At 72.3% G+C, this 23,545-nt stretch carries 19 protein-coding genes and 1 pseudogene; 14 read left to right on the forward strand and 6 right to left on the reverse strand.

Features of this window, described 5'->3' with window-relative positions; all coding sequences use genetic code 11:
- Window positions 1-185 precede the first annotated feature (185 nt).
- Window positions 186-1,811 (reverse strand): SDR family oxidoreductase, encoded by a 1,626-nt coding sequence (locus P8T65_RS21765; protein WP_316726962.1) that lies wholly within the window; start codon window positions 1,809-1,811, stop codon window positions 186-188.
- Between the two features lie 207 nt (window positions 1,812-2,018).
- Between P8T65_RS21765 and P8T65_RS21770 the strand changes: the two genes are divergently transcribed.
- The 13 genes from P8T65_RS21770 (at window position 2,019) to P8T65_RS21830 (ending at window position 15,218) form a co-directional block, all read left to right on the forward strand.
- The gene (locus P8T65_RS21770) at window positions 2,019-3,134 is read left to right on the forward strand and encodes a substrate-binding domain-containing protein (protein WP_316726963.1); all 1,116 of its coding nucleotides are present in this window, start codon (window positions 2,019-2,021) and stop codon (window positions 3,132-3,134) included.
- A gap of 52 nt (window positions 3,135-3,186) precedes the next feature.
- On the forward strand, window positions 3,187-3,963 hold the full coding sequence (locus P8T65_RS21775) for an ATP-binding cassette domain-containing protein (protein ID WP_316726964.1): 777 nt from the start codon (window positions 3,187-3,189) through the stop codon (window positions 3,961-3,963).
- Window positions 3,954-5,249: a sugar ABC transporter permease gene (locus P8T65_RS21780; RefSeq protein ID WP_399099642.1), complete on the forward strand. Its 1,296-nt coding sequence runs from the start codon at window positions 3,954-3,956 to the stop codon at window positions 5,247-5,249. The genes P8T65_RS21775 and P8T65_RS21780 overlap by 10 nt, the downstream gene beginning before the upstream one ends.
- Window positions 5,250-5,567: 318 nt before the next feature.
- A complete protein-coding gene (locus tag P8T65_RS21785) occupies window positions 5,568-6,467 on the forward strand; it encodes a hypothetical protein (protein WP_316726965.1) in 900 nt (299 codons plus the stop codon).
- 710 nt (window positions 6,468-7,177) lie between these two features.
- Window positions 7,178-9,001: an FAD-dependent monooxygenase gene (locus P8T65_RS21790; protein WP_316726966.1), complete on the forward strand. Its 1,824-nt coding sequence runs from the start codon at window positions 7,178-7,180 to the stop codon at window positions 8,999-9,001.
- A gap of 202 nt (window positions 9,002-9,203) precedes the next feature.
- Window positions 9,204-9,605, forward strand: a complete 402-nt coding sequence (locus tag P8T65_RS21795) for a hypothetical protein (RefSeq protein ID WP_316726967.1) — start codon at window positions 9,204-9,206, stop codon at window positions 9,603-9,605.
- Window positions 9,606-9,869: 264 nt separating this feature from the next.
- Entirely contained in the window at window positions 9,870-11,024 is a 1,155-nt protein-coding gene (locus tag P8T65_RS21800) for a SchA/CurD-like domain-containing protein (protein ID WP_316726968.1), read from the forward strand.
- Between the two features lie 44 nt (window positions 11,025-11,068).
- On the forward strand, window positions 11,069-11,524 hold the full coding sequence (locus tag P8T65_RS21805) for a cupin domain-containing protein (RefSeq protein WP_316726969.1): 456 nt from the start codon (window positions 11,069-11,071) through the stop codon (window positions 11,522-11,524).
- Complete coding sequence (locus tag P8T65_RS21810) at window positions 11,521-12,786, forward strand: beta-ketoacyl-[acyl-carrier-protein] synthase family protein (RefSeq protein WP_316726970.1); 1,266 nt, start codon at window positions 11,521-11,523, stop codon at window positions 12,784-12,786. Before P8T65_RS21805 ends, P8T65_RS21810 begins: the two co-directional genes overlap by 4 nt.
- Window positions 12,783-14,033, forward strand: a complete 1,251-nt coding sequence (locus tag P8T65_RS21815) for a beta-ketoacyl synthase N-terminal-like domain-containing protein (protein WP_316726971.1) — start codon at window positions 12,783-12,785, stop codon at window positions 14,031-14,033. The genes P8T65_RS21810 and P8T65_RS21815 overlap by 4 nt, the downstream gene beginning before the upstream one ends.
- A 64-nt stretch (window positions 14,034-14,097) precedes the next feature.
- Entirely contained in the window at window positions 14,098-14,355 is a 258-nt protein-coding gene (locus P8T65_RS21820) for an acyl carrier protein (RefSeq protein ID WP_316726972.1), read from the forward strand.
- Between the two features lies 1 nt (window position 14,356).
- Window positions 14,357-14,836, forward strand: coding sequence for an SRPBCC family protein (locus P8T65_RS21825; protein WP_316726973.1), 480 nt, complete (start codon window positions 14,357-14,359; stop codon window positions 14,834-14,836).
- 49 nt (window positions 14,837-14,885) lie between these two features.
- Window positions 14,886-15,218, forward strand: a complete 333-nt coding sequence (locus tag P8T65_RS21830; protein WP_316726974.1) for a TcmI family type II polyketide cyclase — start codon at window positions 14,886-14,888, stop codon at window positions 15,216-15,218.
- Window positions 15,219-15,302: 84 nt separating this feature from the next.
- Here P8T65_RS21830 and P8T65_RS21835 read toward each other — a convergent pair whose 3' ends face one another.
- The 4 genes and pseudogenes from P8T65_RS21835 to P8T65_RS21850 form a co-directional block, all read right to left on the reverse strand.
- Window positions 15,303-16,298, reverse strand: a complete 996-nt coding sequence (locus tag P8T65_RS21835) for a methyltransferase (protein WP_316731661.1) — start codon at window positions 16,296-16,298, stop codon at window positions 15,303-15,305.
- A gap of 159 nt (window positions 16,299-16,457) precedes the next feature.
- Window positions 16,458-17,522, reverse strand: coding sequence for a right-handed parallel beta-helix repeat-containing protein (locus P8T65_RS21840; RefSeq protein WP_316726975.1), 1,065 nt, complete (start codon window positions 17,520-17,522; stop codon window positions 16,458-16,460).
- A gap of 75 nt (window positions 17,523-17,597) precedes the next feature.
- Window positions 17,598-18,794, reverse strand: a complete 1,197-nt coding sequence (locus tag P8T65_RS21845; RefSeq protein WP_316726976.1) for a YihY/virulence factor BrkB family protein — start codon at window positions 18,792-18,794, stop codon at window positions 17,598-17,600.
- Between the two features lie 57 nt (window positions 18,795-18,851).
- Window positions 18,852-19,974, reverse strand: a pseudogene (locus P8T65_RS21850) (serine hydrolase domain-containing protein).
- A 349-nt stretch (window positions 19,975-20,323) separates the two neighbouring features.
- Between P8T65_RS21850 and P8T65_RS21855 the strand changes: the two are divergent.
- Complete coding sequence (locus tag P8T65_RS21855; protein WP_316726977.1) at window positions 20,324-20,986, forward strand: DUF2637 domain-containing protein; 663 nt, start codon at window positions 20,324-20,326, stop codon at window positions 20,984-20,986.
- 13 nt (window positions 20,987-20,999) lie between these two features.
- Here the strand turns inward: P8T65_RS21855 and P8T65_RS21860 are convergent, their stop codons facing one another.
- Window positions 21,000-23,537, reverse strand: a complete 2,538-nt coding sequence (locus P8T65_RS21860; RefSeq protein ID WP_316726978.1) for a SpoIIE family protein phosphatase — start codon at window positions 23,535-23,537, stop codon at window positions 21,000-21,002.
- Between the last annotated feature and the right edge of the window lie 8 nt (window positions 23,538-23,545).

The raw sequence follows: 23,545 nt of genomic DNA on the forward strand, positions 1-23,545 counted from the left end.
CCCATCGAGCTCCCTGGAACCATCCCACCCCATTTGACCTGCGAATACGTGGATGCCTGGGATGGCTTCGCGGGCCGGTCGGGGCCCTCGGAGGACGGGGGAACCCACCTCGCTGACGCCCTGCGCGTGGCCGAGTCACGCGGCATGCGGTTGCCCGAGCCGGAGGTGGACCCGCCCGCGGCGCGTCAGGGGCGCACGGTGCGAGCCGGTGCGGAGCCGGTGGTCTCGTCGGCGTCGGCCTCGCCCACGGCCACGGCCGCCGCCGCGATGCTGCGCGCCATCCTCCCGAACACCGCCGCGTGGAAGGGCGCCACGCTCCACCAGTACACATGCCCCGCCAGTCCGTGCGGATGGAACAGGGCGCGCTGCCGGTAGACCGTCCGCCCCTCCTCGTCCCGGTCGACGGTCATCTCCAGCCAGGCCAGGCCCGGCAGCCGCATCTCCGCGCGCAGCCGGAGCAGTCGGCCCGGCTCGATCTCCTCCACCCGCCAGAAGTCGAGGCTGTCGCCGATCCGCAGCCGGGCGGCGTCCCGTCGGCCCCGGCGCAGTCCGACCCCGCCGACCAGCCGGTCCGCCCAGCCGCGCAGGGACCAGGCCAGGGGCGAGGAGTACCAGCCGTTCTCGCCGCCGATCGCCTCCACCACCCGCCACAGCGCCCGCGGCGGGGCCGAGACCGTGCGCTCGCGGTGGTCGCAGTAGAGGCTGCCGCCCGCCCAGTCGGGGTCGGTGGGCAGCGGATCGCTGGGGGCGCGGGGCGTGGCGGCGGAGGACCACCGGGTCGCCACGTCGGCGTCCTGTACGCGTCGCAGGGCCAGCGCGATCGCCCGGTCCAGGCCGACCGGCCCCTCCGGCGGGTCGGGCACGTACCGGACGATGTCCCGCTCGCCGCACACCACCTCGTGCCGCAGCGACTCGACGAGCGGGCGCGCGAGACCGCCGGGCACCGGGGTGACCAGCCCGACCCACAGACTGGACAGCCGTGGGGTGAGCAGCGGCACGGGCACGATGACCCGTTTCGGCAGCTCCGCGACGGCCGCGTACCGCCGCATCATCTGCTCGTACGTGACGACGTCCGGCCCGCCGATGTCGAAGGTCCGGTTCACGTCCTCCGGCAGTTCCGCGCAGCCGACGAGGAGGCGGAGCACGTCCCGGACGGCGATCGGCTGGATACGGGTGCGGACCCAGCTGGGGGTCACCATCACGGGCAGCCGTTCGGTGAGATGGCGGAGCATCTCGAACGAGGCCGACCCGGACCCGATGATCACGGCGGCCCGGAGCACGGCGGTGGGGACGCCCGAGGCCAGCAGCACCCGGCCCACCTCGGCGCGGGACCGCAGATGCGGCGAGAGTTCGCGCTCGGGGACTCCGGCGGGGGTCAGCCCGCCGAGATAGACGATCCGCCGCACCCCGGCGGCCCGCGCCCGCTCCCCGAAGATCTCCGCCGCGCGCCGGTCGGTCTCCTCGAACCCCCGCCCGGTGCCGAGCGCGTGCACGAGGTAGTACGCGACGTCCACGCCCTCCATGGCCGCCCCCACGGACTCCGGGTCCGTCACATCCCCACCCACCACCTCCACCCGCCCGGCCCACGGATGGTCCCGCAACTTCCCGGGCACCCGCGCCAGACACCGCACCGCATACCCGGCCTCCAACAACTCGGGCACGAGCCGGCCCCCGATGTACCCGGTGGCACCGGTGACCAGGCAGCTCAGCGGGCGGTCGTCATCGGCCACGGGGGCGGGAGCATGAGCCGTACGGGTGGTACGGGTGGTACGGGCGGTATGCGTGGTACGGATCGTGCGGGACGTGTTCATACCGGCACCGGCCTCTGTGTCGCGGCTCGCGGCTCCCCCGGCCCATGCTCAGCGCCACGCAGAGGCCCCGCAACCTCGGCACGAAGCCTGCCGCACCAGGGGTCTCGCCTCACCCGCCCGCCCACCCTCTTGACTACGCTGGACGACAGACGTCCATAACGGGGCAAGACCGAGCAGGATCAGGCAAATATCCCTAAGGAACCGACCATGGGTCTCGGCGTCGGCCGTACGGCCGTGAAACGTAGGTCCCTCAGCCGGGCGGGCGCGGCCCTCGTGGTCGGTGCCGGTCTGGTGCTCACCGGGGCATGTGGTGGCGGGGACGGTGGGAGCGGGGATGAGAGCCTCACCGTCGGCGTACTGCTCCCCGGCGGCGGAGCCTCCCGCTTCGGGCAGTTCGACAGACCCCTGATCGAGAAGCGGCTCAAGGAGCTGTGCCCCGGCTGCCCGGCGGCGGCCGTCGCCGCCACGGCCGAGCCGGCCGTCCAGCGGCAGCAGCTCGACGCCATGATCACCAGAGGCGTCGACGTCCTGATCGTCGCCGCCGTCGACCCCAAGGTGCTGCGCTCGTCGGTCGAGGCCGCCGAGCGGGCCGACATCCCGGTCGTCGCCTACGACCGGCTCGCCCAGGGTCCCATCTCCGGCTACGTCACCTTCGACGGCGACATCGTCGGCAAGCTCCAGGCCGAGGAACTGCTGAAGGCCATGGGCGACAAGGCGGACGGCGGACAGATCGTCATGATGAACGGCGCCACCAACGACCCCAACGCCGGCTGGTTCAAGCGTGGCGCGCTCTCCGTCCTGGAGGGCGAGGTGAAGATCGGCAAGTCGTACGACACCGTCGGCTGGCGGCCGGAGAACGGCTACGTCAACATGAGCGGCGCCATCTCCGCCCTCGGCGCCGAGAACATCGACGGCGTCCTGGCCGCCAACGACAGCCTCGCCGGCGCCGTGGTCTCCGCCCTCAACGCCAGTGCGGTACGGCCGCTGCCCCCGGTCACCGGCCAGGACGCCGACCTGGTGGCCATCCAGCGCATCGTCCAGGGCAGCCAGCACATGACCGTCTACAAGCCGTTCGAGCCCGCCGCCGACGCCGCCGCCGAGATGGCCGTCGCCCTGGGGCGCGGCGAGGCGGTCGACGACATCGCCACCGGCACCGTCGACAGCCCCACCGACAAGAACATCCCGGCGGTCCTCCTCCCCTCGGTCGCGGTGACGGTCGACAACATCGAGGAGACTGTGGTCGAGGACGGTATGCACAGCATCGACCAGATATGCACCCCGAAGCTCCGCCCCGCGTGCGACAAGGCCGGACTCACCCCATGAGCCTCAGCGGCCAGCCCCTCAGTACCGTCCGCCCCGTCCAGGAGGTGACCCTGTGGTTCAGCCCCTGCTGGCGTTGCGCGGCGTCTCCAAACGCTTCGCCGCCGTCCACGCGCTCGTGGACGTCGAACTGGAGATCAGGGCCGGTGAGGTGGTCGCCCTGGTCGGCGACAACGCCGCCGGGAAGTCCACGCTGGTCAAGGTGATCTCGGGCGTCGGTCCCCCCGACAAGGGCGTCATCGAGTGGGAGGGCGAACCCGTCCAGATCAGACGCCCCCAGGACGCCCAGCTCCTCGGGATCGCGGCCGTCTACCAGGACCTCGCGATGTGCGGCCACCTCGACGTCGTCGGCAACCTCTTCCTCGGCCGGGAGATCCACCGCTTCGGCGTCCTCGACGAGGTGGAGATGGAGCGCCGCACCCGCGAGCTGCTGCGCACCCTCTCCATCCGCATCCCCGACCTACGCGTCCCGCTCGCCACGCTGTCCGGCGGGCAGCGGCAGGTCGTCGCGATCACCCGCTCGTTCGTGAGTGCGCCCCGGCTGCTCCTTCTGGACGAGCCCACCGCCTCCCTCGGCCTCGAACAGACCAACCAGCTCCTCGACCTCATCGAGGAGCTGCGCGACCGGGGCACCGGAGTGCTCCTCATCAGCCACAACATGGGCGACATCAAGGCCGTCGCCGACCGCATCGCCGTCCTGCGCCTCGGCCGCAACAACGGCCTGTTCGACGTCAGCACGACCTCCCAGGAGCAGATCATCTCCTCCATCACCGGCGCGGTGGACAACACGGCGGGCCACCACCCGGCCGACCCGGAGGAGACATGGCCGTGAGGGGGGACGGAGAGGGGAGCCCCCGGGAAGGGGGCTCCCAGGACGACGCGCACCGGTCGAAGGCCGGGCGGCGGTCGCCCGCCGGGCTCCGGTGGTACGGCGAGCGCCCCCGCGCGTACGCGCACGCCGTGCGCCGCCGCGTGCACGAGGGGGAGCTCGGCCCGGCACCCGCGCTGCTCGCCCTCGCCGTGACCTGGATCGTCTTCCAGAGCCTCAACGAGAACTTCCTCTCCCCGCGCAACCTCTCCGTCCTCAGCGTCGAGATCGTGGGCACCGGCATGGTCGCCGTCGGCGTCGTCTTCGTGCTGCTGATCGGCGAGATCGACCTCTCGGTGGGATCCCTGGCCGGGCTCTCCGGCGCCCTGTTCGCCGCGCTGAACGTGAATCACGGCATGCCGGAGGGCCTCGCCGTGCTCGTCGCGGTGGCCTGCGGCGCGGCGGCCGGGGCGGTCCACGGGTTCGTGTTCACCAAGATCGGCGTGCCCGCGTTCGTCGTCACCCTCGCGGGCCTGCTGGCCTGGAACGGCCTGATGCTCTACCTCCTGGGCCCGGAGAGCTCCATCAGCTTCAGCGACGACGGCCTGGTCGCCGAGCTGACCAGCCGCTCCTTCGGCTCCGCCGCCGTCACCTACGGCCTCGCGGCGCTCGGTCCGCTCGCGTACCTCCTCGTCTGTCTCCGCGACCGCGCACGCCGGAGCACGGCCGGGATGCCGTACCGGGCGAGGGGCGGGATCTGGGTGAGGACGGCGCTGCTCGCGCTGGTCTCCTTCGCCACCGTCTACGTCCTGGACCGCTTCGAGGGCCTGCCGCTGGCCCTGCTGATCTTCCTCGGCGTCGTCATCGCCGCGGACCTCTTCCTGCGCCGCACGGTGTACGGCCGTCAGGTGATGGCGCTGGGCAGCGGCGTGGAGGCGGCCCGGCGGTCCGGCGTCGACGTGTCCCGTGTACGGATCGCGGTGTTCGTGGTGTCGGGAACCCTGGCCGCGGTAGGCGGTCTGTTCGTCGCGTCCCGGCTCACCTCGGCGACCCAGGTGCCGGGCTCCGGGATGCTGCTCATCAACGCGATCGCCGCCGCGGTCATCGGCGGCACCAGTCTCTTCGGCGGCCGGGGCTCGACGTGGTCCGCGCTGCTGGGCGTCCTCATCATCCAGTCGATCGCCTCGGGCATGGCCCTGCTGGGCGTCCAGCCGGCCGTCCAGTTCATGATCACCGGCGGGGTCCTGCTGGTCGCCGTGGTCTTCGACGCCCTGGCCCGCCGCGCGGCGGAGACCCGGGGACGGGTGTGAACGGTTCCCTCGCCCCCTGCGCCACAGGTGCTCCACGAAAGCACTGACGCACCCCCAGAAAAGCAGTGCGACAGGCCGCGTGATCTCGCTCCGCGAGGCGGCGGCTTTTCCCGCGCACCCGCCGACCACCCGCCGCCACGAGCATCGCTTCGTCCCGGCCTGCCCCGACACGGCCTGTTTCGTCTGCCGCGGCCGCCTGCCGACGTGACCTCCTTCACCACCGCACCCCGTCGGCACCGGGATATTTGCCCCTGTCGGGCGGCTCCTGGGGATGGCCAGGATGGCGAAGTCACCCCACCCCCACGCAAGGAGCCCCGGATGACCGCCGAAGGCGCCCGTTCCGCCCAGTCCCACCGCAACCGGTCCTCGAAGCGCAAACTGACGCTGCGCCTCGTGCTCGTCGGAGCGGCCGTCACCGGAGCGGCCACGCTGCCCAGCGCGTACGCCGCTCTGGTACCGGAACCTCCGTCGGCCGTCCTCGATCTGAGCACGTCGGAGTCGTTCGACACCGGCGCGCTGATGGCCAAGCTCTGCCCCGCTCCCCGCAAGGTGGACTACTGGACGGACGTGACGCACTGGTTCTACAACCCCGCGACCGGTGAGGTCGGGGAGGACCCCACCAAAGGCGCCGGCGACGCCCAGCCGATCGACGGGCTGATCCACCAACTCGAGGGACACTGCGAGTTCCCGGTCACCGACGTCAAGGACGAGATCGGCAAGGCCCAGGTCGTCTCCCGCCCGCTGGTCAACTGCGGGGACGAGGTCACCCTCCGCGAGTCGGTGACCCAGGACTTCACGACCAGCGAGACGTACACCACCAGCGTCTCCGTCGGGGGCGGGTTCGACCTCGCAGTGATCAAGGACGTGCTCTCGCTCAGTGGGAACGCGTCCGTGACCCAGTCCTGGGCGTTCGGCAAGTCGAAGTCGATCTCCCGGGCGGTGACGATCGACGTACCGGCCCGGACCAAGGGCTACTTCGAGCGGGTCCCGGTGATCCGGACCGTGGTGAGCCAGCCGGTCTTCGTCATCGAGAAGATCGCCCGGATCGACCAGGACGGCGAGACCGGCATCAGCGGCTGGAACGACACGGGCAACAAGCGCATCACCTCGCCGGCCTTCCAGACCAGTTCGTCGGCGGACGTGCTGGACGCCAACGAGTTCCCCTCGGGCACCATCCGGGCCCAGGACGATCCGGTCACCGCCGAGGACTGCGACTGACCGAGGGCCCGCGCCCGCGTCGCCGCCGAGCCGGGTGCGGCGGCGCACGGTCCCACACAGGCATCCGCACCGCGCGGGGCACGCCACCGCGAACACGGCGAGCCCGCGCGGACCTGGTGGTCAGCCGCCCCGGCCGCGAAGGCGGCCGCGCGCACGCTCATCGGCGCCGCGCGCGTCGAACCGGCGCCCCGGGGAACAGCTCCACCTTGCTTGCCGGGCCGATAGGCCAACACGTGTTCGATGCCGACAGCACCAGCCTCGACGACCGCTGGAAGGGCAGCCCGGACGCCTGTCCCGGCACCGCCGTCAGCGGCTTCCCCAACGCCTTCGTCCTCCTCGGACCGCACCTCGGCACCGGACACTCCTCGGCGTACGCGGTACTCGAAGCCGCTGGTCCCAGCCCAGCCACAGGGCCCAGAGGGTCAGCGAGGCCACGGCCGTCACCAGGGTCGGCGGCAGCGGGGACGAGGGCTTCGGGAGGTGCCGGAGTCGTTGGCTCACGGCCCCAGCCTCCCGGCGTGCCGCCGCGCCCGGCAGAGCGCACGTGCTCAGCCGCACCCGAGAACCTGAGCAACCGCAGGCCGCGCGCACCGCCGCCGAGCGCCCCCTAAGCGGGTGAAGCCCGGTCCCCTCCTCCCGGTGCGGGGCATGGATGAAGCCCCCGGCCCCATCCGGACGAGTCGGCGGACACGACGCGCTGGAGTTGAGCGATGAACGCGATGAAGCACAGTCATGAGACGGGGCCGAGCCCCGAGACGCGGCAGAGGACCGAGACGCGGACCGAGACACGGCAGAAGTCCGACACACGGCAGAAGTCCGAGACGCGGCAGAGGACCGATCGGAGCGACCCCACCGGCAGCCGCACCCACCACGTTCCGGTCCTCGTCGTCGGGGGTTCCCTCGTCGGCCTGTCGACCTCGGTGTTCCTGGGGCGCCTCGGGGTGCCGCACACCCTGGTGGAGCGGCACGCCGGCACCTCCATCCACCCGCGCGGCCGCGGCAACAACGTCCGCACGATGGAGCTGTTCCGCACGGCCGGCGTCGAGGAGGGCATCCGCCGGGCCGCCGCCACCCTGGCCGGCAACCACGGCATCCTGCAGACGCCCACTCTCGTCGGCGACGCGGGCGAGTGGCTCTTCAAGGAGATCGACGCGGGTGGCGGACTCGCCCGGTTCAGCCCCAGTTCCTGGTGTCTGTGCAGCCAGAACGACCTGGAGCCGGTGCTGCGGGAGCACGCCGAACGGCTCGGCGGCGACCTGCGCTACAACACCGAACTGCTGTCGTTCGACACGGACTCCTCCGGTGTCACGGCGATCGTCAAGAGCCGCGAGACCGGCGAGCACACCACCGTCCGCGCCGACTACCTCGTCGCCGCCGACGGCCCCCGCAGCCCGATCCGCGAGCAGCTCGGCATCGGCCACAGCGGCCCCGGCGACCTGTTCCACAACGTCAGCGTCACCTTCCGCTCCCGCGGCCTCGCCGAGGTCGTCGGCGACCGTCTCTTCATCGTCTGCTACCTGACGAACCCCGACGCCGACGGGGCGCTGCTGCCCGTGGACAACCGGGAGAACTGGGTCTTCCACCTGCCCTGGCACCCCGAACACGGCGAATCCCTGGAGGAGTTCACCGAGGAGCGCTGTGTCGAGCACATCCGCCGCGCGATCGGGGTGGCGGACCTCGACGTCGAGATCACCGGCAAGGCCCCCTGGCACGCCGCCCAGCGCGTCGCCCGCGGCTACCGGTCGGGCCGGGTCTTCCTGGCCGGCGACTCGGCCCACGAGATGTCCCCCACCGGGGCGTTCGGCTCCAACACCGGTATCCAGGACGCCCACAACCTCGCCTGGAAGCTGGCGGCGGTGCTCGGCGGCTGGGCCGGGGAGGGCCTGCTGGAGACGTACGACGCCGAGCGCCGCCCGGTGGCGGAGGCGACCAGCGCCCGCGCCGCCGCCCGGTCCGTGGAGCACAGCCACCCCGGCTTCGCCCCGGCCCCCGGCATCGGCGGTGGCGGCGGCCCGCAGCGCGGCATCCTCAACGTGGCCCTCGGCTATCGCTATCCGCAGGGCGCCGTGCTCGGCGCCGACCCCGCGTCCCCGGTCGTCCCGGAACGCCTCGACCTGTCCGGCGCACCGGGCAGCAGGGCACCCCACATGGCGGTACGGCACCGGGGTGAACCCGTCTCGACGCTGGACCTCTACGAGCGCTCGCTCGTCCTCCTCAGCGACGCCGACGCCGCTGAGGACGCCGCTGCCGACGCCGCGGCCGGCGGTGCCGGTTCGGGTGGCTGGCACGAGGCCGCCCTCCGGCTCGCCGAGGAGATGTCCCTCCCCCTGACCTCGTACCGGATCGGCGACGGCCCCGCCGCCGACCTGACGCCCGAGGGCGACGCGGACTGGGCGGAGGTCCACGGCACGGCCCCCGGCGGCGCCGTGCTCGTCCGGCCCGACGGGTTCGTGGCCTGGCGGGCGCCGGGGCCGGTCCCGGACGCCGAGTCGGCGCTGCGGGAGGTCCTGACCACGCTGCTGGCGAGGGCCTGAGTCCCTCTTCCCGGGCGAACGCCGGCGTCCGTCTCCTTCGTGAACTCGCCTGACGGGGCGGGCGAGTTCACCCGGATTCACCCGTGTGATCTCCCTGAGTGGTGAGGGGGAGACGACTGTCTGACGGTGGATCACGTCGGGGGCGGGTTCCCACAGCTGACGAGGTGTCGGCTGCCCGCCCCGTCGACGGAAGGACCGTCAGATGCGCTCTGTACGAATGCTCATGGCCACCGCGGCGGCCTCGGCCCTCCTCGCGTTCGGCGCGCCCGTCGCGTACGCGTCCGGGGGCTGGGACGAGACGGACGCCTCCCCCAGCGGGAAGCAGGACGGCGGCTCCTGGAGCGGCAAGCAGGCGGACGGCGCCGCGGGTGCCAAGCAGGAGAGCGGCGCCGCGGGTGCCAAGCAGGAGAGCGGCTCCTGGAGCGGCAAGCAGGACGAGGAGTCGTGGGGCGGCAAGCACGAGAAGCCCAGCGGCGGCGTGCACACCGGCGGTGGCGGCCTCGCCGCGCCGGCCGTGACCGCGGGCGGGCTGGCCGTCCTGGCCGTCGCCGGGACGGGGCTGTACGCGGCGCGCCGCAAGAAGACCGCCGCAAGCGTGGCCTGACCGTGCCGGGCCCGATAGCCGCGTGACCGGCCGCCCCGCACGACGGCCCGGCCGGTCACCGTCCCGGCACCCCGGTCACCCATCCCGGCGCCCCCGTCACCCACCCGGCGCCCCCGTCACCCGCCCGGTGCACCAGTCACCCGCGCAGTGCATACGAGTCGCGCGCCCCGTGGGCCGGGCTCAGGATCGAGGCACGCCGACGTCACGCCGATCCGGGCGACGTCCGTCCTTGTCTGCCCCCCCCACCGAGGAGATGTGCGCAGGATGACCACCACGTCCGAACGTGTTTCCGAGTCACTGCGGCGACAGGTGTCGCAGCGTGTCTCCCAGTCCGTCTTCGACGGCTCCCGGCTCCGTGTCGTCCTCCTCGTGGACGTCTACGACGGCGCCCAGCAGCAGTTCCTGGAGGCGTACGAGCAGCTGTGCAACCAGGTCGCGTCCGTCCCCGGGCACGTCAGCGACCAGCTGTGCCAGTCCATCGAGAACCCCTCCCAGTGGCTGATCACCAGCGAGTGGGAGAGCGCCCCGCCCTTCCTCACCTGGGTGAACAGCGAGGAACACGTGCAGATGGTGCGGCCGCTGCACGACTGTGTCCGCGACACCCGTTCGCTGCGCTTCCACATCGTCCGCGAGACCGGCGGCCCGGCCGTGGCGGCCGAGGCCGGCGAGCGCAGGCTCCAGACCTCGCCCCGGATCGGCGACGGCCTGATCCGGCACGCGCTCACCTTCACGGTCAAGCCCGGCAGCGAGGAGAAGGTCGCCAGGATCCTCGCCGACTACGCCGCGCCGGAGCCGAGGGTCGACGACACCACCCGGCTGTGCCGCACCTCCCTGTTCATGCACGGCAACCGGGTGGTCCGGGCCGTCGAGGTACGGGGCGACCTGCTGGCCGCGCTGCGGCACGTCGCCCGGCAGCCCGAGGTACGGGCCGTCGAGGAGGCCATCAACCCCTATCTGGAGCAGGACCGGGACCTGGACGACCCCGACTCGGCCCGGGTCTTCTTCACCCGTGCGGCGCTGCCCGCCGTCCACCATGTGACGGCCGGCCAGGAGAGCCCGGACGCCGTACGGCACGCCCTGTACTACCCGGCCCGCGAGGGCCAGGGGCTGCGGCTGGCCGAGCTGCTCGCCCGGCAGGACGAGGCGGCGGCGGACGACCCGCAGGGCCCGGTGCTGCGCAGCACGATCTTCCAGCGCGACGACATCGTGGTGCGGCTGGTCGACGTGCGCGGCGGCCTCGACGCCGACCCGGGCCCCGTGCTCGGGCTCACCGACCGGGCCCGCGCGGCCGAGCTGACGGCGCTCCTCGACGGTGAGGCCCTCGGCATGGACGGCTCGCCACGGGACGACGCCCCCGCCCGGCTGCTCACGGTCGCCCGCATGGACCTCGTCACCGACCGCCGGGCGCCCGACGCCTGACCACCCCTCACCAGTCCGATGCAGCTCATGTTCGGAGGAACGTCGTGATCAATCGCCATCCCAGAGTCGTGGATGTCAGCGAGGTCGAGCCCAACACCCGGCGCGGCGGCGATCTGCGCGCCATGCTGACCCCCAGCACCGTCGGCTCCACCAGCGGTTTCATGGGCGTGGCCATCGTGGCGCCCGGCGACCGCATCGCCGAGCACTACCACCCGTACTCCGAGGAGTTCATCTACGTCATCTGCGGGCAGCTGGAAGTGGATCTCGACGGCGAGGCCCATGAACTCCGGCCCGAGCAGGGGCTGCTGATCCCCGCCCACATGCGGCACCGCTTCCGCAACGTCGGCAACGTGGAGGCCCGTATGGTCTTCCACCTCGGCCCGCTGGCCCCGAGCCCGCCGCTCGGCCACGTCGACACCGAGGACGCGAACGGCGTACCGATTCCGGTGGAGGCGGCGCACACCGCACGGTCGGCCGAGAACGCCCAGGTCCGCTCATGACCAGGCGCGTGGCGGTCACCGGCATAGGCATCGTCGCCCCCGGCGGCATCGGCGTCCCGGCGTTCTGGGACCTCCTGGCGGGCGGCCGTACGGCGACGCGCGGCATCACCTTCTTCGACCCGTCCGGGCTGCGTTCGCGGATCGCCGCCGAGTGCGACTTCGACCCGGCGGCCCACGGACTGGACGCGGACCTGATCGCCCGCTGCGACCGGTACATCCAGTTCGCCCTGGTCGCCGGTGAGGAGGCGATCGCGGACTCCGGCCTCGACCTCGCCGCGGAGAACCCCTGGCGGGTCGGGGTGTCCCTGGGCACCGCCGTCGGCGGCACCACCCGGCTGGAGCACGACTACGTGCTGGTCAGCCACAGCGGCCGGCGCTGGGACGTGGACCACCGGGAGGCCGGTCCGCATCTGCACCGGGCGTTCGCGCCCAGCACCCTCGCCTCCACGGTCGCCGAACGCTTCGAGGCGCGCGGGCCGGTGCAGACGGTCTCCACCGGCTGCACCTCGGGTCTCGACGCCGTCGGGTACGCCTTCCACACCATCGAGGAGGGCCGGGCCGACATCTGCATAGCCGGGGCGTCGGACTCGCCGATCTCCCCGATCACCATGGCCTGCTTCGACGCGATCAAGGCCACCTCCCCCAACAACGACGACCCGGCCCACGCCTCTCGCCCCTTCGACGCCGACCGCAACGGGTTCGTCATGGGCGAGGGGGGAGCCGTCCTCGTCCTGGAGGAGCTGGAACACGCCCGGGCCCGGGGCGCGCACGTGTACTGCGAGATCGGGGGCTACGCCACCTTCGGCAACGCCTACCACATGACCGGTCTGACCACGGAGGGCCTGGAGATGGCGCGGGCCATCGAGGACGCCCTCGACCACGCCCGCCTGGACCGTACGGCCGTCGACTACGTCAACGCGCACGGCTCGGGCACCAAGCAGAACGACCGGCACGAGACGGCGGCCGTCAAACGCACGCTCGGCGCGCACGCCTACGACACGCCCATGAGCTCCATCAAGTCCATGGTGGGCCACTCGCTGGGCGCGATCGGCGCCATCGAGGTCGTCGCCTGCGCGCTGGCCCTGGCCCACCAGGTCGTCCCGCCCACCGCGAACTACGAGACCCCGGACCCCGAGTGCGACCTGGACTACGTCCCGCGCATCGCCCGCGAACGAAAGCTGACCAATGTGCTCTCCGTGGGCAGCGGGTTCGGCGGCTTCCAGTCCGCGGTGGTCATGAGTCTGCCGAGGGAGAAGACATGAGCAAGCGGCGTCCTCGGCGCGCGGCCGTCACCGGAATCGGCGTGGTCGCGCCCAACGGAACGAGCACCGAGACGTTCTGGAAGTCGACCCGGGAGGGCATCAGCGTCCTGGACCGGGTCACCCGCGAGGGCTGCGAGCACCTGCCGCTGAAGGTCGCGGGCGAGGTCCGGAACTTCGATCCGCCGTCGGCGGTCGAGGAGCGCTTCCTCGTCCAGACCGACCGGTTCACGCACTTCGCGATGGCCGCCGCCGACCAGGCGCTCGACGACGCCCGCCTGGACCGGCCCGCGACCGACGCGGCCCCGTTCTCGGTGGGCGTGGTCACGGCGGCCGGGTCCGGCGGCGGCGAGTTCGGGCAGCGGGAGCTGCAGCAGCTGTGGTCCAAGGGCAGCCGGTTCGTCGGCCCGTACCAGTCCATCGCCTGGTTCTACGCCGCGAGCACCGGTCAGATCTCCATCCGCCGGGGCTTCAAGGGCCCCTGCGGGGTGATCGCCTCCGACGAGGCCGGCGGTCTCGACGCCGTGGCGCACGCGGCGCGGGCGGTGCGGCGCGGCACCGACGTGATGGTGACCGGCGCGACCGAGGCGCCGCTCGCCCCCTACTCGATGGTCTGCCAGCTCGGCTACCCGGAGCTGAGCACGGTGGCCGACCCGGACCGCGCCTACCGTCCCTTCACGGCGGCGGCCTGCGGGTTCGTCCCCGCCGAGGGCGGCGCGATGCTCGTCGTGGAGGCCGAGGAGACCGCCCGGGAACGCGGCGCGCCGGTACGGGCCCACCTCGCGGGCCACGCGGCCACGTTCACCGGTGCCTCCCGCTGGGCGGAGTCCCGGGCGGGGCTCGCCGAGGCGATCCGGGGCGCCCTGGCGGAGGCCGGCTGCGCCCCCGAGGAGATCGACGTGGTCTTCGCCGACGCCCTCGGCACCCCCGAGGCGGACCGGGCCGAGGCCCTGGCGATCACAGACGCCCTCGGCCCGCACGGCACCCGGGTCCCGGTCACGGCGCCGAAGACCGCCATGGGCCGGGGCAACTGCGCGGCGGCCGTCCTGGACGTGGCGGCGGCGGTGCTCGCGATGGAGCACGGCGTCATCCCGCCCACCCCCAACGTCTTCGACGTCTGCCACGACCTCGACCTCGTCACCTCCCGCGCCCGTGCCGCCGAGCCGCGCACGGCGCTGGTCCTCAGCCGGGGACTCATGGGGTCGAACTCGGCGCTGGTGCTGCGACTCGGCCCCGGCGACACCTCCTGACCATCCCCCCCGACGCACCACCTCCGCACCACCTCCGCACCACCTCTGCACCAAGGAGAACCGCATGAGTGACCGCATCACCGTGGAAGAACTGTCCGAGCTGATGAAGAAGGCCGCCGGGGTCACCGTCACCCCGGAGGAGCTCCGGCAGCACCACGAGTCCGGCTTCGACGTCCTCGGCATCGACTCGCTCGGCCTGCTCGGCATCGTCGGCGAGCTGGAGAACCGGTACGGCACGCCGATGCCGCCGGACGCGGAGAAGTGCAAGAGCCCCAAGCAGTTCCTCGACCAGGTCAACAGCGCGCTGATGGCGGGAGCCTGAGATGGCCGGACACACGCAGAACGAGATCACCATCGCCGCGCCCGTCGACCTGGTCTGGGACATGACCAACGACGTCGCGAACTGGCCCCGCCTGTTCAGCGAGTACGCCAGCGCCGAGATCCTCTCCCAGGAGGGCGACCGGGTGACGTTCCGGCTGACCATGCACCCGGACGAGAACGGCAAGGTGTGGAGCTGGGTCTCGGAACGGGAGGCGGACCGCGAGACGCTCAGTGTGGAGGCCCGCCGCGTCGAGACGGGGCCCTTCGCCTACATGAACATCCTCTGGGAGTACGAGAAGGTCCCCGGCGGCACCCGCATGATGTGGACGCAGGACTTCTCCATGAAGCCGGACGCGCCGGTCGACGACGAGTGGATGACCGACAACATCAACCGGAACTCCAAGGTCCAGATGGCCCTGATCCGGGACCGCATCGAGAAGGCCGCCGCCGAACAGGGCGCCGCGCCGGGCCTGACCGACTGAGCGCCGAGCCATCGAGCGCCGACCGACCGAGCCGGACGGAGAACACCCCATGCACCAGTCCCTGATCGTCGCCCGGATGGCCCCGGGCGCCGCGCCGGACATCGCCAAGATCTTCGAGGAGTCCGACCGGGGGGAGCTGCCGCACCTCATCGGGGTCTCCCGGCGCAGCCTCTTCCAGTTCGACGACGTGTACATGCACCTCGTCGAGGCCGAGCGGGACCCCACGCCCGTCATCATGAAGATGGCCGGACACCCCGAGTTCCGGGCCGTCAGCGAACGGCTGTCGGCGTACGTCTCCGCGTACGACCCGGCGACCTGGCGTTCGCCGAAGGACGCGATGGCGAACTGCTTCTACCGGTGGGACCGGGACAACCCCTCCTGACCGCACCGACAGAAGGACAGACCGACAGGCCGGCGGGCCCGCGCGACGCGCGGGCCCGCCGGCCTGTCCGGGTCAGCGTGCCGGTCAGCCGGGCACGTGACAGTCGAACGCGTGCAGATAGGCGTTGACCGGCCGTACGTCGTCGATGACCAGCCCCGCGGCCGTCAGCCGGGAGGTCATGCTCTCGGTGGTGTGCTTGGCCCCGCCGACGTTGAGGAGCAGCAGCAGGTCCATGGCGGTGCTGAACCGCATCGACGGCGAGTCGTCGACGAGGTTCTCGATGACGACGACCCGGGTGCCGGGGCCGCCCGCCCCGATGACGTTGCGCAGCAGCCGGGCGGTGCTGTCGTCGTCCCACTCCAGGATGTTCTTGATGACGTACACGTCGGCCCGGACCGGGACGGCCTCGCGGCAGTCGCCCGGGACGACGCGGGTGCGGTCCGCGAGCGCGCCGCCCGGGCGCAGCCGGGGGTCGGCGTTCTCCACCACGCGCGGCAGGTCGAGCAGGGTGCCGTGCAGCGCCGGGTACTTCTCCAGCAGGCTCGCCACCACATGGCCCTGCCCCCCGCCGATGTCGGCGACGGACGAACTCCTCGACAGATCGAGGAAGTCGGCCACATCCCGCGCGGACTGGACGCTGGACGTCGTCATGGCCCGGTTGAAGACGTCGGCCGACTGCGGGGCGTCCTCGTTGAGGTAGACGAAGAACTCCTTGCCGTACAGGTCCTCGACGACGCTGTGGCCGGTGCGCACGGCCTCGTCGAGCTTCGGCCAGGCGTCCCAGGTCCACGGCTCGGTGCACCACAGGGCGATGGCGCGCAGGCTGTGCGGGTCGTCCTCGCGCAGCAGCCGGGACATGTCGGTGTGCGCGAACGTCCCGTCCGGCCGTTCGGTGAAGACGCCGTGGCAGGACAGGGCCCGCAACAGCCTTCGCAGCGGCTTCGGTTCGGCCTTCACCGCCGCCGCGAGGTCCTCCACCGGCAGCGGGGTGTCGCCGAGGGCGTCGGCGACGCCGAGCCGGGCGGCGGCGCGCAGGGAGGCGGCGACCGCCGCGCCGAAGACGAGCTCCCTGAACCGCATGGGTGGGGGCGGGGCGGCCTGGGTCCCCTGGGCGGAGGTGTGGACGGCCTGGGTCCGTGCGGTGCGGGCGGTGGGTGAGGGCTCCCCCGCCGGTCTGGTCTGAGCGGTCGTCATGCGACGGCCCCCTTCTTCGAGTTCATGGACGACGGCCTCGGCCGGTCAGCACAGTCCCGCCGGCCTGGACGCCCCGCAGGTGTTGCCCGTGAAGGTGTTGCCCTTGCCGGCGGTGTCGGTGTTGACGATGTCCGCCGGGGAGTTGTTCTCCAGGACGTTCCCGGTGATCCGGTTCCGCTCGCTGGTGGTGCCCACGAAGCTCTTCCAGACGACGATGCCGCCCGACAGCGGGGAGGCGCCGGCGTTCCCGGTGATCCGGTTCCCTGTCACCAGGGTGTCCTCGGCGCCGGTCAGCACGATGCCGATGCCCTGGAGGGCGTCCAGTCGCGCGGTCTTCGGGCAGGACTTGTTGTTGCGGTCGATGAGGTTGTCGCGCACGGTCAGGGCGCCGGCCCTCGGCATGTTCTCGTCGCCGACGACGAAGACGCCCGCGCAGTTGCCGGTGAGGTGGTTGTCCGCGACGGTCAGGTTGCGCAGGCGCCGGACGGTGAGGCCGATCCGGTTGCCCTCCAGGCGGTTGTGGGCGACGACGATGCCGCCGCTGTCCGTGGCGCCCTGCTCGGCCTTGACGGTGTTCGCGAGGAACAGTCCGGCGTCGCCGTTGTCCCGGGCGGTGTTCTTGCGGAACACGCCGCGCACCGAGCGCTCCTGGGCGATGCCCCACACGCCGTTCTTCACGGCGGTCACGTGCCGCACGGTCAGCCGGTCGGTGTCCTGCGCGAACACCCCGGAGCCGGCGAAGCCGGTCACGGTGAGGTTGGCGACGGTGACGTCCTGGACCTTGTGGTCCTTCGTCCCCGTCACACAGATGCCGTTGCCCGCGTCACCGCACCCGTCGGCGGCCTTCGTCACGGCCGGTTCGACGACGGTGCGGGGGCCCATGCCCCGCAGGGTGATGCCGTGGGTGCCGATGCGGACGCTCTCGCGGTAGGTGCCGGAGGCCACGAGCACCGTGTCCCCGGGCGCAGCCGCGTCGACCGCCTGCTGGATGGACTCCCCCGGGAAGACCACATGGATCGGATGGTGGGCGACGGCCTGCGGGGCGGCCCCGAGCCCCACCCCGATGACCGCCGCGACGCACGCCAGATAGCCAATATGCCATTTCGTCATATTCCTCAACATATGACCATGAGCCGTGCAAACCGGCCCGATGGTCCATCCGTCGGCGTGTCACCGCGCCGCGCGTCAGCGGCCGTCGGCACCCAAGCGCCGTCGGTCCTCCTCGTCCCACGCGCGGGTGTCGCGCGGTTCGACGTACGGCTCCTCGTGGGGCGGGTGGCCTCCCGCCAGGGCCCGCTGACGCGCCAGTTCGGCGTCGAACTCCAGGCCGAGGAGGATCGCCAGATTGGTGATCCACAGCCACACCAGGAAGATGATCACGCCGGCGATCGCGCCGTAGGTCCGGTTGTACGAGCCGAAGTTGGCCACGTAGAACGCGAAGCCGGCCGAGGCCACCATCCAGATCAGCAGGGCGAGCAGACTGCCCGGGGTGATCCACCGGAAGCCGCGGACCTTCGCGTTCGGGGTGGCCCAGTACAGGACCGCGATCATGATCGTGACCAGCAGGACCAGCACCGGCCACTTCGCGATCGACCACACGGTCAGCGCCGTGTCACCGACCCCGAGGGTGGTGCCCACCTCCTTGGCGAGGGCGCCGGTGAACACCACGATCAGGGAGCTGATCACGGCCATCACCATCAGCACCACCGTGACCCCGACCCGGACCGGCAGCACCTTCCACACCGGACGGCCCTCGGGGACGTCGTACACCGCGTTCGCGCTCCTGATGAACGCCGCGACATAGCCGGAGGCCGACCACACCGCGAGCGCCAGGCCCGCGATCGCCATGATCGAGCCCAGCCCGGCGTTGTCCTGCATCTGCCGGACGGCGTTGGTGAGGACGTCCCGCGCGGCACCGGGGGCGAGCTGCTGGATGTTGTCCAGCACCGCTTGCGTCGCCGAGCGCCCGACGATCCCCAGCAGGGAGACGAGCGCCAGCAGCGCCGGGAACAGGGCGAGGATCCCGTAGTAGGTCAGCGCCGCCGCCCGGTCGGTCAGCTCGTCCCTCTTGAACTCCTTCAGGGTGCCCTTCAGCACCGCCCACCACGAGCGTTTGGGCAACTCACCGGGGCTGTCCGGCGCCCGCCGCTCCACCTCCTCGTCCGGCCCGGCCGCCGGTGCCCGCGCGGCCTCGCCCTCCTGGCCGCGCCGGGCCTCCGTGCCGTGCCGGTCCTCCTCGGTGCGCTCGAACCGGTCGTCGCGCCCGACCTGGTCGGTGTGGCCGACCTGGTCGGTGTGGCCGACCTGGTCGGTGTGGCCGCCGTAGCCCGGGTGCCCACCATGCCGCCCCTGCCCTCTGTGCCAATTCAGCGTTCGCATCATGCCCGTGCGGGTAACCGGCCGAGAACGGCTCATACACATGCATTCACGGCACATCGTTCAGCGCGGGGGTGCCGGGCGGTCGTAGACGTTGTCCGGGGTGACGACCTCCGTGATCGCGCGGGCGACCAGCGAGGACGGCTCCTGGCCCTGGTACGTCACGTCGGTGTTGAGCAGCAGCACCAGGGGGCCCTGTGCTCCGGCAGGTGGACGGTGACACTCTGGTAACCCGGGATGGAGCCGTTGTGCCCGATCCAGCCGCCGGTCTCGAAGATGCCGAGGCCGTAGTCGGTGCCGGGGAAGCCGGTCGGCAGCATCCGGAGCCGTTCGGCCTGGGTCCGCGGGCTGAGCAGGGTCCCGGTGGCGACGACCTCGGCCCAGCGGCGCAGATCGCGCAGCTTTGAGATCATCGCGCCGGCCGCCCAGGCCCGGCTGGGGTTCCGGTCCGTGGCGTCCTCGACCGCACCGCTGAGCGTCTGGTCGGTGTAGCCGCGCGCGTGCGGCTCGGGGAAGCCGGGGCCCTCGGCGAACAGCGTGCGGCGCAGCCCGGCCAGGCCGATCACGTGCCGACGGAGGTAGTCGGCGAAGCGCGTGCCGCTGACCTTCTCCACCACCGGGCCGAGCAGGACGAAGTTGGTGTTGGAGTACTGGAACCGCTCACCCGGCGCGAAGGTGTTCGGGTTCCTGAAGGCGTACGCGAGCAGCTCCCGGGGCGTGAACGAGCGGCTCGGGTCGCTCAGCAGGTCGCGCGCGAAGCCCGGGTCGGCGCTGTAGGGGAAGAGGCCGCTGCGCATCTGCGCGAGGTGGCGCGGCGTGATCCGGCGGCCGCCCGGGACGCCCCGGACGTAGCGGGAGATCGGGTCGCCCAGGCGCACCCGGCGGTCGTCGACGAGCCGGAGCAGCGCGGTGGCCGTGAAGGTCTTGGTCTCGCTGCCGATCCGCAGGAACAGGTCGGGGGTCATCGGGCGACGGGTGACGGTGTCGGCGACACCGGTCGAACGGACGTAGCATCCCTGGCCCGGCATCCACAGGCCGACGGTGACCCCGGCGATGCCGGCCTCGCGGCGGACGCCCTCGACTCATTCTTGTCGTACCTGCCCTTGTCGTATCGGCCTTTGTCGTACCGGTCTTCGTCATACCGGTCCGCCGCCGCGTGCACGACGGTCGCGGGTGCCGTCACCATCGGGGCCAGTACGGACGCCACCAGCAGCGCGGCGGCGAACGGACGGCGGAGGGGGTGCGTCGCATGTCGGGGCGCCTTCCCGGAACGGGGTCTCGAAGGGGCAAGCGTCACCGTCCGAGCCCTGGGCAAAGGCCCCTGCACCGTACAACGTTCCGCGAGTTCACTCGTTCGGATGCGGCTGGCACTTCGAGTGTTTCAACGGCCATTCACCGCGGTTCGCTCCTCGCGGAAATCAGCGCCGATCGCTATTCTCCCGAATGCCAAAAATCAGGCTCGGCGTTCCTCGTGCCGGTCGGAAAAGCGGATCCCTCATGGAGCATGATTCAAAATGAGAACCGATTATGATTCGGTGGGTCAAAACCCTGACGGGGTTCAGCAGATCGACACCCAGCCCATCTGGCTCCCGGGCCCGCGCGCCTCTTCGGACGTATGGGACCCGGACGCCGAGCTGAGCCAGATGGCGTACGGGACGCACGGCCTGGCGCCCGAACCGACGCTGCCCGAGGTCCGTGACCTCCCGCGGCGCCCGGTCAGCCGGCGACGGCCCCGCCCGGGGGCCCACTTCTTCGCCAGGAACCCCCGGATCGTGCCCGTCGCGTTCTTCATTACGACTATCGTCGTGTGCGCACTGACCATGCTTTTTTGGTCCGTCTCCTATTCATACATTCAGCTGCGCGACATCGCGCTGCTGGTGGTGTCGGAGCATCTCGCGCGCTGGTGGCCGCTGACCGTGTACGGGCCGTGGCTGCTGGCGGGTCTGTCGATTCTCCGGGCGTCCGTGCAACAGCGCACCGCCCGGCGTTCCTGGGCGGTGATGCTGCTCGCGTCCGGCACGGCGGTCGCGTTGTGCATCGGCCAGTCGGCGAGTTCCCTGCTGGCCATGGTGATCGTCGGAATTCCGCCCATCACCGCGCTGGTCTGTTTCCGTGAACTCGTCGGTCAGTTCTCGTCCGGGCCCGGCCCCCGGCACGCCGTGGACACCCTCGGCGGCGCCAAGCAGGGCAGGCGGTAGGCGGCCGCGCGCGTCATCCGAGGGTCTGTTCCGTCCAGATCGTCTTGCCCGTCGGGGTGGGGCGGGTGCCCCAGCGCTGGGTGAGCTGGGCGACCAGGAGCAGACCCCGGCCGCCCTCGTCGAAGCTGCGGGCGCGGCGCATGTGCGGTGCCGTGCTGCTGCCGTCCGAGACCTCGCAGATGAGGCTCTCGTCGTGGATGAGCCGCAGCCGGACGGGCGGCTCGGCATGCCGGATGGCGTTGGTGACCAGTTCGCTGACGACCAGCTCGGTGACGAAGGCCGCGTCGTTCAGGCCCCAGGCCTCCAGTCGGCCGAGCGCCTTCTTGCGGGCCTCGGCGACGGCCGAGGGATCGGCGGCCACGTCCCAGGTGGCGACCCGGCCGGGGTCCAGGGCGCGGGGGCGCACGAGGAGCAGGGCCACGTCGTCGGTGGGCCGCTCCGGCAGTACGGAGCCCAGGACCCGGTCGCACAGCGTGTCCAGGGAATCGGCGGCGGGGGTGTCGAGGGCCTGGCACAGACGGGTGATGCCGTCGTCGATGTCGGTGCGGGAACCGTCGCCGTCGGCGTCGCGGGACCCGAGCAGGCCGTCGGTGTAGAGGGCGAGCAGGCTGCCCTCGGGCAGTTCGGTGTCCAGCGACTCGAAGGGCAGACCGCCCAGGCCCAGCGGGGGCCCCGCCGGGAGGTCCAGCAGGGCGGCGGTGCCGTCCGGCCCCACCACGACCGGCGGCGGATGCCCGGCCCGCGCGAGCGTGCACCGCCGCGACACGGGGTCGTACACGCCGTACAGGCACGTCGCGCCGACGACCCCGGTGGTCACGTCCGCCGCGGCGCCCCCGGTGATCCGGCCCCGGCCGCGCTCACCCGTCCCCCCGGGCCGTTCCGCGGCCTCCGCCTCGGTGGCCAGCCGGGCCACCAGGTCGTCGAGGTGGGTGAGGAGCTCGTCGGGGGGCAGGTCGATGTCGGCGAGGGTACGGACGGCGGTGCGCAGCCGGCCCATGGTCGCCGAGGCGTGGATGCCGTGTCCGACGACGTCGCCGACGACCAGCGCAACCCTGGCCCCGGAGAGCGGGATGACGTCGAACCAGTCGCCGCCCACCCCGGCGCGGGCGCCGGCCGGGAGGTAGCGGGAGGCCACCTCCACCCCGGCCTGCTCGGGCAGGCTCTGCGGCAGCAGGCTGCGTTGGAGGGTGACGGCGGTGCCGCGTTCACGCGTGTAGCGCAGGGCGTTGTCGATGCTGACCGCCGCGCGGGCCGCCAGCTCCTCGGCGAGGACGAGGTCGTCCTGTTCGAAGGGGTCGGGGTGCCGGTGGCGGGCGAAGACGGCGACACCCAGGGTGGTGCCGCGCGCGGTGAGCGGCACGGTCATCGCCGAGTGGAACCCGTAGTCGCGGATGCGGGCGGTCCGCAGCGGGTCCTCGGCCACCCAGTCGGCGATCGCGGGCTCGGTCACCTGGAACAGCACGGCACGCCCCGACCGCAGGCTTCGCACCGGCGGCGAGCCGTCCGGGTACTCGTCGACCTCGCCGGGCGCGACGACCGCCTCGGGCGTCCCCTGGTTGACGGACCGGTGGGCGATCCGCCGCAGGGCGAGGGCGTGGCCCGCCGCGGGCAGCCGCGGGACCCGGCCGTACTCCTCCGCCGCGCCGAGAGCGGGGGAGAAGCCCTCGTCGAGGGAGGCCAGCAGGTCGACGCTGATGAAGTCGGCGAGGTCCGGCACGGCGATGTCCGCCAGTTCCTGCGCCGTCCGCGTCACGTCGAGGGTGCTGCCGATGCGGCGGCCCGCCTCGGCGATCAGCTGCAGGCGTTTGCGGGCCCAGTACTGCTCGGTCACGTCGTGCCCGGTGGTGGCCACGCCGAGGACGCGGCCGTCCTCGCCGTGGAGCCGGTAGATGTCCACCGACCAGGCGTGCTCTCGGGTCTCCCCGGGGGCCCGCGTGTGGTTCTCCAGGTATCGCGGTTCGCCGGTCTCCAGGACCTGCCGCATCACCCGCTCCAGCTCCCCCACGGCGGGATCGTCCACGGCCTCCGAGATGCGCAGCCCGCGCAGGTCGTCGTCGCTCAGGCCCAGCGCCCGGCCCGAGCCCTGGTTCGCGGCGCGGTACCGCAGGTCCGTGTCGTGCACCGAGGTCGCGCAGGACGGGGAGTCGAGGAAGCCGTGCAGCGCGAGCGCGTCGTCGCCGGGGCGCGGCAGCGTCCCCGTCAGGGCGGAGACCAGGAACCAGTCGCGGACCCCGCCGTAGGACGTCCGGTGGTGCGCCAGCACCCTGACCTCCAGCCGGCGCCCGTCGCGGTGCCTGAGGACGAGGGTGCCGTGCCAGCGCGGCAGGTCGGAGAAGGCCGGGAGTGCGTCCGCCGGGGGCTGCTCGGCGAGCAGGGAGGTCGCCGGCAGGCCCAGGATCTGTGTCGGGGCGTACCCGAGGAGGCGTTCGGCGCCGGCGCTCCAGCCGGTAACGGTGCCCTGTTCGTCGACAGTGGCCCGCGCGGTCAATGCCTCACCGGCGGGGCCCGGGCCCGAGCTCGCACCCGGTGCGCCGACGACACGCCGCTCCATGTCCGCCC

It is taken from the genome of Streptomyces sp. 11x1 (assembly GCF_032598905.1).
GTDB lineage: Bacteria > Actinomycetota > Actinomycetes > Streptomycetales > Streptomycetaceae > Streptomyces.

Excerpts from the sequence above, each read along its gene's own strand:
- P8T65_RS21765 (WP_316726962.1), bottom strand. The coding sequence starts at position 1,811 with ATGAACACGTCCCGCACGATCCGTACCACGCATACCGCCCGTACCACC.
- P8T65_RS21770 (WP_316726963.1), top strand. The coding sequence starts at position 2,019 with ATGGGTCTCGGCGTCGGCCGTACGGCCGTGAAACGTAGGTCCCTCAGC.
- P8T65_RS21780 (WP_399099642.1), top strand. The coding sequence starts at position 3,954 with ATGGCCGTGAGGGGGGACGGAGAGGGGAGCCCCCGGGAAGGGGGCTCC.
- P8T65_RS21785 (WP_316726965.1), top strand. The coding sequence starts at position 5,568 with ATGACCGCCGAAGGCGCCCGTTCCGCCCAGTCCCACCGCAACCGGTCC.
- P8T65_RS21790 (WP_316726966.1), top strand. The coding sequence starts at position 7,178 with ATGAACGCGATGAAGCACAGTCATGAGACGGGGCCGAGCCCCGAGACG.
- P8T65_RS21795 (WP_316726967.1), top strand. The coding sequence starts at position 9,204 with ATGCGCTCTGTACGAATGCTCATGGCCACCGCGGCGGCCTCGGCCCTC.
- P8T65_RS21800 (WP_316726968.1), top strand. The coding sequence starts at position 9,870 with ATGACCACCACGTCCGAACGTGTTTCCGAGTCACTGCGGCGACAGGTG.
- P8T65_RS21810 (WP_316726970.1), top strand. The coding sequence starts at position 11,521 with ATGACCAGGCGCGTGGCGGTCACCGGCATAGGCATCGTCGCCCCCGGC.
- P8T65_RS21815 (WP_316726971.1), top strand. The coding sequence starts at position 12,783 with ATGAGCAAGCGGCGTCCTCGGCGCGCGGCCGTCACCGGAATCGGCGTG.
- P8T65_RS21820 (WP_316726972.1), top strand. The coding sequence starts at position 14,098 with ATGAGTGACCGCATCACCGTGGAAGAACTGTCCGAGCTGATGAAGAAG.
- P8T65_RS21825 (WP_316726973.1), top strand. The coding sequence starts at position 14,357 with ATGGCCGGACACACGCAGAACGAGATCACCATCGCCGCGCCCGTCGAC.
- P8T65_RS21830 (WP_316726974.1), top strand. The coding sequence starts at position 14,886 with ATGCACCAGTCCCTGATCGTCGCCCGGATGGCCCCGGGCGCCGCGCCG.
- P8T65_RS21835 (WP_316731661.1), bottom strand. The coding sequence starts at position 16,298 with ATGCGGTTCAGGGAGCTCGTCTTCGGCGCGGCGGTCGCCGCCTCCCTG.
- P8T65_RS21840 (WP_316726975.1), bottom strand. The coding sequence starts at position 17,522 with ATGACGAAATGGCATATTGGCTATCTGGCGTGCGTCGCGGCGGTCATC.
- P8T65_RS21845 (WP_316726976.1), bottom strand. The coding sequence starts at position 18,794 with ATGATGCGAACGCTGAATTGGCACAGAGGGCAGGGGCGGCATGGTGGG.
- P8T65_RS21860 (WP_316726978.1), bottom strand. The coding sequence starts at position 23,537 with ATGGAGCGGCGTGTCGTCGGCGCACCGGGTGCGAGCTCGGGCCCGGGC.